This window comes from Chryseobacterium phocaeense, assembly GCF_900169075.1.
Taxonomy (GTDB): domain Bacteria; phylum Bacteroidota; class Bacteroidia; order Flavobacteriales; family Weeksellaceae; genus Chryseobacterium; species Chryseobacterium phocaeense.
On sequence record NZ_LT827015.1, the window covers coordinates 2762810 to 2779456 of the forward strand.

At 39.9% G+C, this 16647-nt stretch carries 18 protein-coding genes; 15 read left to right on the forward strand and 3 right to left on the reverse strand.

The window, feature by feature from the left end; all coding sequences use genetic code 11:
• Positions 1-8 precede the first annotated feature (8 nt).
• The 7 genes from nadE to B7E04_RS19320 all read left to right on the forward strand — a co-directional run bounded on the left by nadE (position 9) and on the right by B7E04_RS19320 (position 6613).
• Positions 9-806 (forward strand): NAD(+) synthase, encoded by a 798-nt coding sequence (gene nadE / locus B7E04_RS19290; protein WP_080780169.1) that lies wholly within the window; start codon positions 9-11, stop codon positions 804-806.
• Positions 807-1257: 451 nt separating this feature from the next.
• The gene (locus B7E04_RS19295) at positions 1258-1767 is read left to right on the forward strand and encodes a ribonuclease domain-containing protein (protein ID WP_080780170.1); all 510 of its coding nucleotides are present in this window, start codon (positions 1258-1260) and stop codon (positions 1765-1767) included.
• Positions 1754-2371 (forward strand): matrixin family metalloprotease, encoded by a 618-nt coding sequence (locus tag B7E04_RS19300; RefSeq protein ID WP_080780171.1) that lies wholly within the window; start codon positions 1754-1756, stop codon positions 2369-2371. The genes B7E04_RS19295 and B7E04_RS19300 overlap by 14 nt, the downstream gene beginning before the upstream one ends.
• Complete coding sequence (locus B7E04_RS19305) at positions 2368-2661, forward strand: barstar family protein (RefSeq protein WP_080780172.1); 294 nt, start codon at positions 2368-2370, stop codon at positions 2659-2661. The genes B7E04_RS19300 and B7E04_RS19305 overlap by 4 nt, the downstream gene beginning before the upstream one ends.
• Before the next feature lie 91 nt (positions 2662-2752).
• A complete protein-coding gene (locus B7E04_RS19310) occupies positions 2753-4009 on the forward strand; it encodes a fimbrial biogenesis chaperone (RefSeq protein WP_080780173.1) in 1257 nt (418 codons plus the stop codon).
• 52 nt (positions 4010-4061) lie between these two features.
• On the forward strand, positions 4062-5309 hold the full coding sequence (locus tag B7E04_RS19315; RefSeq protein WP_139785450.1) for a hypothetical protein: 1248 nt from the start codon (positions 4062-4064) through the stop codon (positions 5307-5309).
• Positions 5310-5365: 56 nt separating this feature from the next.
• A complete protein-coding gene (locus B7E04_RS19320) occupies positions 5366-6613 on the forward strand; it encodes a hypothetical protein (RefSeq protein WP_139785451.1) in 1248 nt (415 codons plus the stop codon).
• An 84-nt stretch (positions 6614-6697) separates the two neighbouring features.
• Here B7E04_RS19320 and B7E04_RS19325 read toward each other — a convergent pair whose 3' ends face one another.
• The gene (locus tag B7E04_RS19325; RefSeq protein ID WP_080780176.1) at positions 6698-8014 is read right to left on the reverse strand and encodes a T9SS type A sorting domain-containing protein; all 1317 of its coding nucleotides are present in this window, start codon (positions 8012-8014) and stop codon (positions 6698-6700) included.
• A 227-nt stretch (positions 8015-8241) separates the two neighbouring features.
• Here B7E04_RS19325 and B7E04_RS19330 point away from each other — a divergent pair, with 227 nt between their 5' ends.
• Positions 8242-9786: a helix-turn-helix domain-containing protein gene (locus B7E04_RS19330; protein ID WP_139785452.1), complete on the forward strand. Its 1545-nt coding sequence runs from the start codon at positions 8242-8244 to the stop codon at positions 9784-9786.
• Positions 9783-10913: a tetratricopeptide repeat protein gene (locus tag B7E04_RS19335; RefSeq protein WP_080780178.1), complete on the forward strand. Its 1131-nt coding sequence runs from the start codon at positions 9783-9785 to the stop codon at positions 10911-10913. Before B7E04_RS19330 ends, B7E04_RS19335 begins: the two co-directional genes overlap by 4 nt.
• Before the next feature lie 90 nt (positions 10914-11003).
• Here B7E04_RS19335 and B7E04_RS22265 read toward each other — a convergent pair whose 3' ends face one another.
• Both B7E04_RS22265 and pafA read right to left on the reverse strand, forming a co-directional pair.
• Positions 11004-11159: a bacteriocin-like protein gene (locus tag B7E04_RS22265; protein WP_165439476.1), complete on the reverse strand. Its 156-nt coding sequence runs from the start codon at positions 11157-11159 to the stop codon at positions 11004-11006.
• Between the two features lie 144 nt (positions 11160-11303).
• Positions 11304-12950, reverse strand: coding sequence for an alkaline phosphatase PafA (gene pafA / locus B7E04_RS19340; protein WP_080780179.1), 1647 nt, complete (start codon positions 12948-12950; stop codon positions 11304-11306).
• 183 nt (positions 12951-13133) lie between these two features.
• Between pafA and B7E04_RS19345 the strand changes: the two genes are divergently transcribed.
• The 6 genes from B7E04_RS19345 to B7E04_RS19370 all read left to right on the forward strand — a co-directional run bounded on the left by B7E04_RS19345 (position 13134) and on the right by B7E04_RS19370 (position 16642).
• Positions 13134-13526 (forward strand): VOC family protein, encoded by a 393-nt coding sequence (locus B7E04_RS19345; RefSeq protein WP_080780180.1) that lies wholly within the window; start codon positions 13134-13136, stop codon positions 13524-13526.
• Positions 13527-13551: 25 nt separating this feature from the next.
• Positions 13552-14085 carry a GNAT family N-acetyltransferase gene (locus B7E04_RS19350; RefSeq protein WP_080780181.1) on the forward strand — a complete coding sequence of 178 codons (534 nt, stop codon included), beginning with the start codon at positions 13552-13554 and terminating at the stop codon, positions 14083-14085.
• Between the two features lie 116 nt (positions 14086-14201).
• The gene (locus tag B7E04_RS19355; RefSeq protein WP_080780182.1) at positions 14202-14786 is read left to right on the forward strand and encodes a TetR/AcrR family transcriptional regulator; all 585 of its coding nucleotides are present in this window, start codon (positions 14202-14204) and stop codon (positions 14784-14786) included.
• Between the two features lie 70 nt (positions 14787-14856).
• Positions 14857-15594: an SDR family oxidoreductase gene (locus tag B7E04_RS19360; RefSeq protein WP_080780183.1), complete on the forward strand. Its 738-nt coding sequence runs from the start codon at positions 14857-14859 to the stop codon at positions 15592-15594.
• Between the two features lie 177 nt (positions 15595-15771).
• On the forward strand, positions 15772-16020 hold the full coding sequence (locus tag B7E04_RS19365; protein WP_080780184.1) for a bacteriocin-like protein: 249 nt from the start codon (positions 15772-15774) through the stop codon (positions 16018-16020).
• A 253-nt stretch (positions 16021-16273) separates the two neighbouring features.
• Positions 16274-16642: a hypothetical protein gene (locus B7E04_RS19370; protein ID WP_080780185.1), complete on the forward strand. Its 369-nt coding sequence runs from the start codon at positions 16274-16276 to the stop codon at positions 16640-16642.
• The last annotated feature ends 5 nt before the right edge of the window (positions 16643-16647 follow it).

Genomic DNA, 16647 nt, shown 5'->3' on the forward strand with positions numbered 1-16647 from the left:
AATAAATAATGCAGACTCAGAAAGTTATAGATCATATTGTAAGCTGGTTAAAAGATTATGCTGTAAAAGCGAATGTAAAAGGTTATGTCATAGGAGTTTCGGGAGGTGTGGATTCCGGGGTGATTTCTACCCTTGCAGCCATGACCGGACTGAAAACCCTTCTGATTGAAATGCCCATCCGCCAGAAACCGGATCAGATAGACCGTGCGTGGGAACATATGAATGATCTGAAATCAAAATTTCCAAACGTAGAAGCCATGTCTGTAAATCTTACACCTGCCTTCGAGGAATTGTACAAAACATTTGACGTAAAGGATGATCTGTATCCCAATGAAAAACTGGCCTTCGCCAATACCAGATCCAGACTAAGAATGCTTACGCTGTATTATTACGGACAGCTTAACGGTCTTTTGGTATGCGGAACGGGGAATAAAGTGGAGGATTTCGGAATAGGCTTTTATACCAAATATGGAGACGGCGGTGTAGATGTCTCTCCTATTGCAGACCTTTATAAAACCGAGGTGTATGCTCTTGCAAGAGCCTTGAATCTGGTTAAAAATATTCAGGAAGCGATACCTACGGACGGGCTTTGGGACGTAGACAGAACAGATGAACAGCAGATTGGGGCTACCTACCCTGAACTGGAGAAAATCCAGAAAGAATACGGAACGAAAACCGCTGATGATTATGAAGGACGGGACAAAGAAGTCTTTTTGATTTTTGACAGAATGCATAAGGCGGCAAAACATAAAATGGATCCTATCCCGGTTTGTGATATTCCTGAGGAATGGAGACTTGATGAGTGATGAGTTATAAATGATGTGTTTTGAGTTACAGGTCTTAGGAGTTTTGTGATTTTTTTGATTTTTTTATTTCCCACAGATGACACTGATTTTCACAGATGATTGAGGATATTTTGAAACAATTAAGAAGAGTGAAGGGGACAAGAATAATTAAGGGAAAATCTAAAGATTTTTTAAGCCATGCACTTTAAGGCGAAGCTAAACTTAATATTCTTAACAACTTAAATCAAACTTAATGGTTCAATTTTTATCTCACGCAGATGAAACAGATGGAGCAGATTTAAGATGGTTGATAATTTTTTTTTAAACTTAAACGTACTTTAAATTATTATTTTATTCATCTTAAAAAAATAAAGTGTTCAAAACTTTTGTGACTTTTGTGGTTGTTTTTTATTTCCCACTTATGAAGAAGATTTTTACAGATGATGGTGGATCGGTTTTTTAATTTTTTTATATGAACGGTAAAATAAGATCGGTTTTTTTTATTTGTCTGGGCCTTCTGTTTGGAATGTCCGTGATGTATATCTTCAATAATTTTATTGCTGATAAAAAAGGAAATGCGGAAACTGCTGAAAAGGTCCAGTCCGGAAATCATTCAGCAGATTCTCAAAATAGTCTGTCAAACTCTTCCTCCCAACCTATAGACCGGCTGACGGAAGAAAAAACAGTCATTGATTATGTGAAGCAAAACCACAGGCTTCCTGATTATTATATCACAAAAAACGAAGCAAGAAAACTGGGCTGGAACGCTTCCAGAGGAAACCTTTGTGAAGTGCTTCCCGGAAAAGCAATAGGCGGGGACCGGTTCGGAAACCGGGAAAAGAAACTTCCTCAGGGAGAAAATTACTTTGAAGCTGATGTGAATTACAACTGTGGAAACCGGAATGCAGACCGCATTATATTTACGAAAAACGGTGATGTGTACCTGACTAAAAACCATTATAAGAGTTTTGAAAAGCAGTAGTTTTTATAATTTTGCAGCCGTATTGGTTTTGGTTCTGTCATGCTCGGAAAAACAACCGCAGCCTGTAAAAATTGATAAGCCCATAACCATACTGATCCAGCCGTTCAAGGATTTCAATCCTGAAAATACTGCTAAAACAGTGGAAGGGATCAGGAATATTTATCCGAACGTGAAAATTCTTGAGGCTATTGATCTTCCTAATAATGCTTATTATAAGGATAGAAACCGCTACAGGGCAGATTCTATCATTAAGTTTTTAAGTAGCAGAACCCAAGAAGGCTTTGTAACTATAGACCTTACTTCAAAAGACATTAGTGTAACTAAAGGCAAAATAAAGGACTACGGAGTCATGGGACTAGGATACAGACCTGGAAAAGCCTGCGTAGCTTCCGAATACCGGCTGGATAAAAAGAATTCCGGTGAGCAGTTCTTTAAAATAGCTATCCATGAGCTGGGTCACACACAGGGTTTGAAACACTGCCCTGAAAAAACATGTTTTATGAGAGATGCAGAAGGCGGAAATCCTACCGACGAGGAAAAAGATTTTTGCAAAAAATGCAAAACTTTTCTGATTAATAAAAACTGGAAATTTAATTCTATATGAAGACAATATATATCGATTTTACAGACATAGGTGATTATGAAGATTTCTATGCACAATTAAAGGAAAAACTCGCACTTCCTGAACATTTTGGAGATAACCTTGATGCCCTGTCTGATATTATTACCGGAGAGCTGGAACTTCCGCTCCACATTGAGTTTGTGAATATGACGGTAGACCAGCTTGAGATTTTTGAGGATCTCCTTACCACTCTGGAAGATGCAGAAGATGAAACAGAAGATTTTAGCTTCACCTATTATCTGGAGCAGTATGAAGACGAAGATGATGAATAATTAAAAAATTATTATTCTTTTCATTGCTTATTTTGGAAAAAAAAAGCTAATATTTGTAGTCTAGTTAGCAATTATTTGTAAACCAACAGCAATGAAAAGAATCTTATTTTCTCTTATCCCATTAATTGCGAATTTTGGACTCGCAAACGCTCAGATTGGTATAGGTACCAACAATCCCTCACCTGGTTCCACCATGGACATCAGTGCAAAAAATGCCACCGGAACCAGCACGAATGTTGATGGATTACTGGTTCCCAGAATAGACAGACAGAGAGCACAAAGCATGACAGCTGTTCCAGTATCCACTCTGGTGTATGTAAACAGTATTGCAACCGGTACGTTATCAGGTACCGCTGTCAATATTGATGCAGTAGGTTATTATTTTTTTAACGGAACATCCTGGGTTAAGCTGGTCCCTTCCACTAATATTTATAATTCCGATGGAGCTTTACCGTCTACAAGGATAGTAACTACCGGTGGAAATCTTCTGAACTTTGTAAACGGAGCCAACAGTATAAAGGTAACAACCACCGCCACTGAAGGGTCTGTTTCAGCATCAGGATCTTCAAGAGGAGGCTTATCCTTAACCGGAGGCTCCGGGAACATTAATTATTTCGTAGATAATGCCGGTGCCGCACAGCTTAATGCCCTGGGAAATGCTACTAAATTTTCGATTGGTTCCACTACCGCTACACCTGTTGCTCTTAAAGCAAACGGAGCAGAAGGGCTCACCATATTAAGCGGAGGAAATGTAGGAATAGGAACTGCAGCTCCCAATACAAAACTTGAAGTCAGCTCCGGAACGGCAAATGTTTCAGGAACAAGACTTACCAACCTTACTTCTGCGTCTCCCATCAGTACAGGGCAGACCTTAGGAGTAGATGCTTCGGGAAATGTGATTACGGTGGCCAACCCAACCCCTGCCAGTGTAACCACTGCTTCAGTCAACAGTACTACCGGAGCCAGCTTCAATGTTAACGATCTTAGTGTAACCATGGTCCCGGGAACTTCGCAGAACGTGACGATTCCTGCCGGAGGAAAGGCCCTCTTCATTAATTTTATGCTGGGAATAGATTACGGAAGCAATCCTGCCGGAAGCGGGGCTTCATACTACGAGGCAAGACTGTATATAGACGGTGCTGCCACAGATTGCTACATGCGTACCCAGGAATATGGGCCTGGTGGATTCAGTGCCCAGTTCAGTTTCAATACCGTGAAATTTCTTGCGGCAGGAAACCATACGATAGATGTAAGAATGACAAGAACCTTTAATAACGGAGTGGCTTCAGGTACGAATATGGGTTGTACTCCTATTTCCATGTCATTTAATGCGACTTATTTAAATTAATTTTTAAATAATATCCTTCCTTCACATCATTATTTCATTAAAAAACATTCTCATGAAAAGAATACAATTCTCTATTATATTGATCATTGCCGCATGTTCATCACTGATGGCACAAAGTGGCATCAACAACAGCGTTCCGCTTGCCACTCTGGATATAACTGCAAAAAATACTACTGGTACCACTACCAATGTAGACGGAATATTAGTCCCGAGAGTGGACAGGCAGAGAGCCCAGAGTATGACCGGTACTCCGGTTTCCACATTAATCTATATTAACAATATCAGTACAGGTACCCAGACAGGAACCGCCGTCAATATAGATACAGCCGGCTATTACTATTATGACGGTACTTCGTGGATCAAGCTAAACCCAAACATTAATATTTATACCTCAGATGGCAGTTTAAGCGGGGCACGAACCGTAACCACCAATGGAAATTTTCTGAATTTTGTAAACGGAACCAGCAATGTAGGCGTTACTACAAGTGCAACTGAAGGAAGAATTTCGGCCAACGGTTCCACGAGAGGCTCATTAGCTTTGTCATCCGGGTCTTCAACTTCTGATATATTGGTTGATAATGCAGGCGCAGCTCAAATAAACTCTTCAGGAACTTCCACAAAATTAAGTATTGGAACCACTAATGCCACACCCCTAACCATAAGAACCAACGGAACAGAAAAAATGGCAGTTCTCAGTAACGGAAATGTAGGGATAGGCACTGTTAATCCAAACACTACCCTGGAACTCAGCTCAGGAACTGCCAACACATCCGGTTTAAGATTTACTAATCTTACGTCTGCAACTCCTGTAGGTACAGGCCAGGCATTGGGAGTAGATGCAAGCGGTAATTTAGTGACCGTAGCCAATCCGAGCCCGACGAATGTAAGCATATCATCAGTGAACAGTACTACCGGTGCCAGCTTTAACGTTAATGATCTTGCGGCCACTATCGTATCCGGAACATCACAGTCAATTACTGTTCCCACAGGTGGAAAGGCTCTGTTTATTAATTTCATGCTGGGAGTGGATTATACCAACAATCCTGCCGGTGGCGGTACCGCTTATTATGAAGCAAGATTATATATAGATGGGGTGGCAACAGACTGTTATATGCGGACCCAGGAAGTTGGAACTGCCGGCACGGCTACTTTTACCATCAGCACGATCAAGTTTCTGGCTGCCGGAAACCACACCATTGACGTAAGAATGCAGAGAACATTTAATAATGGTACTACTTCAGGAGCCAATATGGTCTGTGCCCCAAACTCTATGTCATTTAATGCTTCTTATCTGAACTAAAGATGCGCCAGTATAAGTATTGCAAAAAAATCAATAATGGTCTTAAAACATATCTCATGAAAATATTTCAACTCTCCACCATATTTTTGTTCGCAGGTGTTTCACTTGCCACAGCACAGACGGGAATTAATACCAATGCCCCGGCTTCCACACTGGATATCGTCGCAAAAAATCCCACAGGAACCACTACTAACGTAGACGGACTTCTGATCCCGAGACTGGACAGACAAAGGGCGCAAAGCATGACGGCCGTTCCCACTTCCACCCTTATTTATGTCAACAGTATTGCAACCGGAACCTTAGCCGGCACCGCGGTCAACATTGATGCCACAGGCTATTATTATTTCAATGGAACAGCCTGGGTCAAAATAGATCCGTCTTTAAATATCTATAATACAAACGGAACCCTGGCAGGAGCAAGAACCGTGACAACCAACGGAAATTCTTTAAGTTTTGTGAACGGAACCAGTAACGTGGGAATTGCAACCGCTACCACCCAGGGAATTGTTTCGGCAACCGGTTCCACAAGAGGATCGATGACCTTCACCGGCGGATCTGCGAATCTGGATATGTACGTGGATAACGCCAATGCCGCACAGATCAATACTTCAGGAAATTCAACAAAGCTAAGTATTGGTACAGCCAACACGTCTCCTGTAGCCCTGAAAGCCAACGGTGCAGAAAGACTTACCATGATCAGCAACGGAAACGTGGGCATAGGAACTGCTGCCCCCAACACCCGTTTAGAAGTATCGTCCGGAACTGCAAATGCTTCAGGGTTAAGATTAACCAATCTGACCTCAGCTTCTCCTATTGCTGCAGGACAGTCTATAGGGGTGGATGCATCAGGAAATATCATAACGGTAGCCAATCCTACCCCGGCAAGTATCAATACAGCGACTGTAAACAGTACTACTGGTGCGGATTATAACGTCAATGATCTTGCAGCCACCATAGTTACGGGAACATCACAGTCTATCACTATCCCGGCAGGTGGTAAGGCTTTATTCATCAATTTTATGCTGGGAATAGATTATGTAGGGTTCCCGGCCGGAGGTGGACAGGCAACTTATGAAGCCAGATTGTATATTGACGGCGTTGCTACTGACTGTTATCTGCGTACTCAGGAAACATCGGCCGGAACAAATACACAGTTTACCATCAATACCGTAAAATTTCTTACCGCCGGAAGCCATACGATGGATGTAAGAATGAGAAGAGTGGTTAATAACGGAACAACATCCGGTGCCAATGCTCCGTGCAGGCCTATTTCCATGTCTTTTAACGCTTCCTATATCAATTAATGACTATTACAGATCATACATAAAACTCGCAGAACATTCTGCGAGTTTTTTTGGTCAAGTCTTTTAAATGTTTCTAATTTTACTTTACTGTCTGATGAATTTAACACTTTGTGAAGTTTCCCCCTTCACGAAAATCTGCAGTATATAATTTCCTCTGGATAAAGAAGAAACATCAATTCTGCCGTCCACAGCATTATTTGTTTTTATTTTCTGACCGACCATATTGTAGATATCCACTTTCTCAATATTTTTGATTCCTCTGATATACAGAATGTCCTTTACCGGATTGGGATATACGGATATTGTGCTGTTATTCTTTATGCTTTCAGCGGTAGCAAGCTGTATTTTTGAAAGATCGAGGAAAAAGGCTACGATCTGGTTGGATGCATTGGTTCCCACTCCGGCAATTTTTTTCCCGTCCTGTGAAATCGCCAAAGGAAGCGCCATATTCACGCCTTGGGTATTGATTCCAAGACCTGTCGCATGATCATTCAGGTTGACGCGTCCTCCTGCGGAAGTCCATATAAAGCCTTCTCCAGACATGGGAGGTGACGCAAAAGCCCTGAAAAACCCGACTACTGTCTTACCGTCGGCAGAGATTCCGGTTGCTCCCCCTCTGAAGAAGACCGAGGAATTTGGATGTGTTATATAAGTAAGGCCATTCACGCTGTTCCATACGTATGGATTGGGCATTGAAGCACCTATGATGGTGGTTCCGTCCGCTGAAACATCTCCTGCTTCGCCCACATAATCGCCGTTGGCATCTGTAATAAAACTTTCTACTCCGTCTACCCATTTGGCACCGCTTCTTGTTCCGTTATCCTGATCCTGCCAGCCGACAATTACAGATCCGTCTGAATTGATGGCATTGGCCCTGGAACTCCTGTTGGGAACTATACTTCCAAGATCCGTTACTCCGGTGGTGGCATTCCATTTTACTGCATGTGCACTTCCTGCAGTGAGCCATCCGAGCCCCACGATGGTATTCCCGTCGGAGGTCATTCCCCATGTGGAACTTACGTGTCCGTCCCAACCGGTAGGAACCAGTCCTCCATGGTTGGTCCAGGATGTAGAAGCAGTGTCGTAGGTGGAAATTTCATTAAAACCGGTCGCGGTATTGGTGGTGGAAGAACCTATTTTGGTTCCGTCCGCAGTGATCAGTGTTCTTCCGGCTGCGGGATATCCATTGGAGATAGAACCTATCTGCACCAAACCAGTCAGTTCATCCCATTTATAGATCTGGCCGGCACTGGTATGCATGCTGACAATTCCACCATCAGAAATACCGCCTACAGTATAATTTCCGACTGCCATAACAGTCAGCTGGGCTTCTGCGAGAGAAAACCCAAACAAAAAGCAAGCATATAAAGCTTTTATTGAAATTTTGTAAATCTTTTTCATAAATAGTTAAGTTTAATATTTTGGATTGGCTGAAACAATATTAATATTATATTTACCTTTTCAAAAGAATTTGACTTATATAATTCGTGAAATTCAAAAGAATATAAAATATAAATCGTTAAAATCCAACCATATAACAAAAATATACTTTGAGGACAGATGATCAGGAATCGGTAAGAAAAACCGAAAAAAAATCTTTTTTTTGCCAGAATATTCTGGTCCGGAACATGAGATTTCTATTGATTCTTCTGTGTTCAGTTTTCATCAAAGCACAATCTGGTCCGGATTTCAGTATTTTGGCGGACAAAGCTTTTCAGAAACTGTATCAGAATCCGGATGACTGTATCAGTTACTCACAAGCACTTCTCATCAGCGATCAGAATCCTGAACACAGGATTGTGCTTCAGAACATTATTTCTCAGGCGTATGCCATGAAGGGAGATTATGTACAGTCCGTTAATATTTACAGTCAGAAGGAAAATTCGAAAGAAAATGAACAGCTTTCATATTTCCTGCAGGCGGCCGGGGATTATAATCTTGCAGACCAGTATCAGAACCTTGACCTTTACGGCCAGTCACAACGGATCATTTCCGGTCTTTTATCTGATCCGAAATTATTGAAAGAAGATCACCCTGGAATGCCTGTCATTACAGCAAAACTTTATCAGCTGGAGGCGCTCAATCTCGGAATTAACAGAAATTATCCCTGCGCTCTGGAAAGCCTTAGCAAAAGTGATCAGTATCTCGGTTTCAGCAATCAGGAAAATCAGATTCTGAAATTGGAAAACAGCATATTCAGAGCTTCTTTTTTGATGAGACAAAATAAATCAGAAGAGGCCAGGCATCTGCTGGAGGCCACGTTTGTTTTAGTTGAAAAAAATACAGACTATTATTTTCTTCAGGCATTGGCGGCCGAAAACCTGTCGCGCTATTATTTTTTAAAAGAAGACTATCAAATGGGTGTGGAATTTCTTGAAAAAGGACTTTCGAAAATAGAAAACCTTCCCTACAACAGTTTAAAGGCGAAGATCTACGAATCTCTTTCCAAAAACTATTTCGCACTTCATAATGACGAAAAATACCATCAATACAATAAGCTTTACACCGAACTCCGTACAAAACTCGATTCCAATACCAAAGAAGGAATAAGATATATCGTAAAACTGGTAGAAACCAACCAAAATAATACCCTTGAATTTCAAAACCAGAAACAACTGAAAAAAACGGCTCTGCTTTCTTCCGGCTTTATCGTCATTATAGCAGGGCTTGTCATCTGTTTTCTGATCCTGAAAAACACGAATAAAGATCTTAAAAAACAATATGATTTTTTTGAAAGGCAAAAGAAACAGGAACAAAAACCGCCGGAAAATATTCATGTAACTCCTGAAAAAGATTCAAATAAGATTTCAAAGGAAAAGGAAGATGAAATCCTCGGTAAGCTTGAAGAATGGGAAAAACAACAGCGCTTCCTTGATAAAAGTATGACACTTTCCGTACTGTCTTCACAAATGGGTGTGAATACAAAATATCTTTCAGAAGTCATCAATAACAGCAAAGGAAAGAATTTCAACAGCTACATCAATGAATTGAGGATCAACCATATTGCCCGTCTTTTAAGAACAGATTCTGTTTATCTAAATTATAAAGTAAGCTATCTGGCTGAATATTCAGGGTTTTCTTCACACAGTGCATTTACCACCGTATTTAAATCCGTGACCGGTATGTCTCCCAATGTTTATATCCAGGAAATCAGTAAAAACAAGACAGTATGAAATTGATCTTAAAAATAATTCCGGTGATGGTTCTTTTGTTCAGCGTGTTAGTTTCAGGACAGAAAACTTCGCTGGATTCCCTGATGAAAAAAGCACGCCTCGAAATTTATGATAACCCGGAACGTGCCATCATAATCGGGAAAGATCTTCTGAAAAAAAATCACGATATCCATGATCAAATCAAAATCTACCAGCTTCTGTCTACTGCCCATATTGCAAAAAGGGATTTTGACCGGTCATTGCAGTATCTTTTAAAAGCAAAGGAAACTGCGGAAAAGACCAATGATCTGAAAATCCGCACCAGCATCCTGATCTCGGCGGCTATCCAATACCAGCAGATGGAATTGTTCAGCAAAAGCCTGGAAACCCTTAACGAAGCAGACCGTCTTTTGATAAAACTTCCTGACGATCTGCCTGAAAAGCACATTGAAACCGCCAGGAGCTTTGCCATCCGCGGTATGATTTATAAAAGTCAATCGAATCCTGAAATTGCCCTCAAAAAATTCCTGATCTCTATTCAGAATTTTGAAAAAATACAGCATAAGCAGACCACCTATTCGAATATGAGTGTGGTGTATTACAATATCGGCTACTGTTATCTTAACCTTAATCAATTTGAAAAAGCGCATCACGCCTTTCTTCAGTCTATGGAATATGCACGCAGGAATAAAGCAAAAAGTCTGGAAGCATTTGCATTGAAAGGTATGTCCGAGATGTACAAACAGAAAAAAGAGAATGAAAAAGCTTTACAATTACTCATCAATGCTGAAGATCTGAGCAAAAATACCGGCGACCTGATTCTCAATGAAGGAATTTATAAGGAAATGTCCGAAAACTATCTGGCACTGGGAAAACCTGCTTTATACCAGAACTACAGCAAGAAATATTTTGAAATGCGTTTCCGGCGGGAGCAGAATGAATTAAGTTCGATTAACCATTCCATTAACAATCATAATAAAGAAACCTTAAAAAAAAGCAGCGAAATGAAAACCCGTTACCGCTATCTGAGAGGAATTATTACAGGTTTCTGCATATTATTCATTTCCTTATTGCTTTATTTGATTTTCAAAACAAGGAAGCAGAATTTGAGGTACAGGAAAGAGATACAGGAGTTGATTAAGTTATGAGCAATAAGTAATAAGTAATCTGTAATGGAAAATACCCGGAGCATTCCTGACGGAATGCTCCGGGTATTTTTTGTTTTGTCGCGGGTTAGCTTAGTCGCAGGTGGGTAAATGCAGGAGTTCCCTTGTGTTCAGGCAAATCTGATTACAGCAGATGTGAAAAGGCGGACACTTCAGATCAGCCGAGCATCCAATACCTCCGTTGCTTCCTTTGATCGTTTTAAGATCTGTTCTTGATAATTTTTTCATGATTATATATTTTGATTTGTATTCCAAATATAGTTATATTTCTCTACGCATAGAATTAAAAAACATTTCATGTACAATCATCATCGCAGACATAAAAAAAACATTCCCCGAAAGGAATGTTTCTTATTTTATGATACACTTCAGTTATCTTCCAATCACCTCTGTAATTGGGTTTCCTACGTTTCCGCTTGGGAACTGAATCTTCAGCAGTGATGAAACAGTAGGAGCAATATCAGTCATATTATACGCTTTATTGCTCTCTCCTTTCTGGATCCCCCAGCCCATAAAGATCAATGGAATGTGGGAATCGTAAGAATTCCATACGCTGTGTGTGGTTCCTGTTTTGGAGTATGGAGGAAGCATGGAATCGTGGGAGATCAGCTGGATATCACCGCTTCTCTGTCTGTTGATTCCGTTGATAATTCTCTCTTTGATCGGTTCCGGAATTGTAGCTTCCTGAACTTCATCTACGGATACCGCATACAAAACGGTAGGATCTTTCTGCAGTTCCCTGATGGTGAAATCTCTCAGGTCATCCAGTTCAATTTTGTTATCCTGCATCAGCTTTCTGTCAAAATAGATCTGGTAATTATCTACAGCATTGATCAGCTTATCCACCCCGAATTTATCCTTCAGCTTCTGGTTGATATCTTTTTCCATTCCTTCCCCGAAGAATCCGGTAGTAATTTTATGTTCTTTCAGGAATCCTACTGAGTGGGCTCCCCCATGGTCAGCAGAAAGGAAAACGGTATACTCTCCTTTTCCTACTTTTGAATCCAGATAGTTGAAAAACTGGGCAAGATCCTGGTCCAGTCTTAAATACACATCTTCCACTTCAATGGAATTCGGACCGAATTTATGGCCTGCGTAATCTGTAGAAGCCAGGTTGATCGCTAAAAAGTCTGTGATCTCATCACCCCCTAACTTTTCTCCTTCCACAGAGGCTTCAGCCAGTTTCAATGTCAGTGTATTTCCAAACGGGGTATATCTGATATTATCTTTTTTAGCCTGATAATCCTGTGCTAAATTGCTGTAAGGAAAAACAGGTGTTTTTGCACTTCCCAGCAGTCCTTCCCATGAAGAATTGTCCGGTGAACTTTCTGTATACTGATTGATCGGGAGTAAGGTATTCCAGCCGTTTGCGACTAACTTTTCCGGCAGATTCTGTGCGTTGAAAGATTTCAGCCATTGTGGAAGATCGTTCATATACCATGAGCTTGTGATGAAATTTCCAGAACTGTCATCAAACCAGAAAGCTCCATTGGGTGTATGTCCTGCAGGCAGGATGGATGCACGGTCTTTCAGTGAAACACCAATTACTTTTCCCTGGAAATTAGTTGCCAGTCTCAATTCGTCTGTTACGGTGGTAGACCAAAGGTTTTTAGGAGAATGACTTCCTATTTTCGCATTGGTGGTTCCTACCGGCTGAACGCTTTCATCCGTGGTACAATATACATTTTTCCCGGTTTCCTTATCATTCCAGTCATTTCCGGCAATACCATGGATGGCAGGTACAGAACCCGTATAGATGCAGGTATGTCCAAGAGCGGTAATGGTAGGGACGTAGTTGATATGAACGTTATTTAAAGAATATCCTGTATTCAGCAGTCTTTTGAAACCGTCATTCCCATACTTTCCATAAAATCGGTACAGATAGTCCCACCTCATTTGATCTACTACTAGTCCTACGACTAATTTCGGTCTTTCTATTTGAGAATTTCTGTTCTTCTGAGCATTGATTGTCATTACGGACAAAAGGGCCGCCGCCGCAATTGAAATTTTCCTAAGCATCTGGTAAATTTTTGTTGACGACAAATTTACGGGTTTTGAAAGTTTTGGAGTGTGAAATTTTATTTAAATTTGATAACTATTCACTAAACTTATGAGTATAGCTATGATTCCAGATATTTCAAGTTTTCCGAAGCTGGCACATACATCAATAATACACCTTAAACAAAAGCTCAATTATCCATCATGATCAAATTCAAATACGTCATCCTCTATATTGAAGATGTTGAACAATCAATGAACTTTTACCATAATACATTCGATATGCCAATCAAGTTTATTACTCCTGATAAGGATTACGGAGAACTGATTACCGGTGAGACCACTATTTCCTTTGCTTCTTTAAGCCTGGCCGGTTCGAATTTAAAGGAGGGATTTCTTTATTCTAAATCAATGGAAAAACCTTTTGGGATTGAACTTGGATTCACAACGGATGACGTAGAAAGCCTTTTGGAAAAAGCTCTTGAAAACGGAGCGACTTTATATGAAGAGGTTGCTGTAAAGCCCTGGGGCCAAAAAGTAGCATATATCAAAGATCCGGATAATTATCTGGTAGAAATCTGCACAGAAATTCAGTAAGTTAAAAATCATATTCACATTTTTCATGGAGATAAAAAAGCTAGAAAAATTAACGGCCAATCCTACATCAGACTGGGGACTTAACGGGTATGAGACGGACAAAATACTATCTGTTTCTTTCGTTGAATATGCCGGATCTTTTGAGTTTGTATTAAAAGAAAAGCAGATCAGCTATACCAAAGTGTGGAATACAGATGCTGATGATATTGATGAGCTTAATGAAATTATAGAGCATGGACATTCATTCGGGGTTTTTGAAAATGAAGAGCTTATGGGCTGGATCATCTGTGAGCACAGGACCTGGAACAACAGTTTTTATATAGAGAATATCCTGGTGAGTGAAAAAATGAGAAGAAAAGGTGCCGGAGCCCTGCTGATTAAAAATGCGGTACGAGAAGCCAGGCAACTGAACTGCAGGATTCTTGAACTTGAAACACAGAACACTAATTTTCCTGCGATACAGTTTTACAGAAGATTGGGTTTCAGTATCACAGGACTGAATACAAGATTATATGAGAATGCTGAAGAAACAGCCGTTTTTATGACCCTGGATTTATAGATGAAGCATCTCGACCCGGTTTAGAAAATAATTGACAAAAACTATAAAACTTATTGAAATTTTTATTTTGTACTAATTAGTACAATTATATACCTTTGTCTCAGAAATTAATCCCAATGGCAGGAAGACCTAAAATATTTGATGAATGTGAAGCGATAGAAAAAGCAACTGAAGTTTTCAGAAGCAAAGGCTATGATACAGCTTCTGCCGACGAATTGCTGGGAGCCATGGGAATCGGTAAAGGAAGTTTTTATCTGGCCTTTAAAGGAGGGAAGCAAGAGTTATATACGCGCTCAATCACTCAGTTTTCGGAACGTTTTTCTCAAAAAATTTCACAGAGTCTTGCGGAGGCTGATGATAAAATAGAATTCCTGAAAGCCTTTTTTCTCAATCTGGCATATGCCTCTGATTGTGACAAAGAACGGGGATGTTATCTGGGAAATGCTTTGGTTCAGCTTTCTGAAAAAGATCAGGAATTGAAAAAAGTAACGGCCCGGTTACTGAGAAACCTTCAAACTATTTTTGCAGCCACCATAAGGGAAGCACAGGAAAAAGGACAGATGAAAAGTACTGAAGATCCTGAAATTATGGGATGGCACCTGAGCAATCTTTGGAACGGTATTCACGTAACCAGAAGAATGGAAGCTTCTCCTGAAATCCTGAAAAGCATTATTGAAATGAATCTTAAAATACTGGATTAAAAATTTTTACACAATTTTGTACCAAATAGTACAAATTAAAATATTGATTAATTTAATACTAAAAAACATCATGAACATTACCAACAACATTATCCTGATTACCGGCGGAGGCTCAGGAATCGGATTAGAAATTGCAAAAGCATTGAATACTACAAACACCGTAATTATTGCAGGAAGGAACAAAGCTAAACTTGATGCGGCAGCACAGGGTCTGGACAATGTATTCACCATACAGGCTGACATCACCCAGGAAAAAGATGTAAATCGTCTGGTGGAAGAAATTAAAGTGAATTTCGGCGGACTGAATATCCTGATCAACAATGCCGGACACGCTTATGCCTATACCCTTTCTGATATATCGGATACCTACACCAAGGCAGCTGCCGAGTTTGAAACCAATTATTTCGCTCCTATCCGTCTGACAGAAAAATTACTGCCTTTATTAAAACAACAGGAAAATGCTGCTATTGTCAATGTTTCTTCTATTGTAGCCTTTGCTCCAGGTTCGCATGTTCCTACGTATTCGGATTCTAAGGCAGCCCTTCATTCTTACACTCAAATACTGAGACATGAGCTTGCTAAAAATACTGCTGTCAAAGTTTTTGAACTCATGCCTCCTCTTGTGAACACAGATTTCTCCGTTGAAATCGGAGGCAGGGAAAATGGTATTCCGCCTTCAGAGGTTTCAGAAAGCCTGATAAAAGGTCTGCTTGAAAACAGGTATGAAATCCGCGTGGGAAATACTGAAGTTTTATACACTAATTTCTTTGCCCATTCAGAAGGTGCTTTCAGTATGATGAATGCATAATTTTTCAACATACCCATTGTTTCTGCGGGAGAAGGCTTTGCTTTTCTCCCGTTGTTTTGTTTGTGCAAAATAATATAAACAATCTAAACTATAAATTTGAATAATATTCTTTAAATCACCATATCGTGTGTTAAAAATTCATATATTAGTGATCAACAAATTAAAAACAATAGTATTATGAAAAATTTAAAGAAACTAACCAGAAAGCAGCTGGGAATTATCAGCGGAGGTGATACTGCTTATGCTTTGTGCGATATGGACGGAAACTGTCCTCCTACATTCGGTTCCTATTATTGCAGCGGCGGAACCTGCTACAGATCTGATGGTGGTGGAAATCCTGGCGGCGGCGGTCCAGGAGGAGGCTGCAATGAGCCACAACGCCTATGCCAGCCATGGGAAACAGGATGCGGATGCGTTTATTTTTAAAAGAAATTATTGTTAGATAAAGGAAGGGGCGGTTTTTTTACCGCTCTTTTTTGTACCACAGCTTTGTGAGAGGCTTTGCATTATCGCAAAGTCTTTTTTAAGTGACATATACATTTAAATTAATTAAATTCAATAAAAATTAGTTATTAGTTAATTAAAATAATTAATTTTTAAAATAATTAGTATTTTTATCATTAATAATTAAAATATAGTTTATATATTTATCATCAGCTAAAAAACAATACTAATTACTATGACAAAAACATTCTTGTTTGCTATTGCAAGTTTCTTGTTCCTGACATCGTGTAATAATGAGACTATCCCAGTTGCAGCTCAGGACAACCTGAAAACAGAAGCGGTTCAAAATTTCAAACGTGCAATCACCACCATAAACACGTCTAAAAATCTTCCCCTGAGCGAAGAAAAACAAAATTCCGAATATCAATTCCCTCAATTAAGCGAAAAAAGAAAAGACATCCTGCTTCCTGCAGCAAAATCCCTGATCAAGTCTACAGGAGTAAAAGACGAACAGATTGAGAAAGCTACTCAGGGGGATAAAACTAAAATCATCCTTTGGGCCATGGAGATCTTCCAGGACAATTACACCAATTCTTCTTTATAATCTTA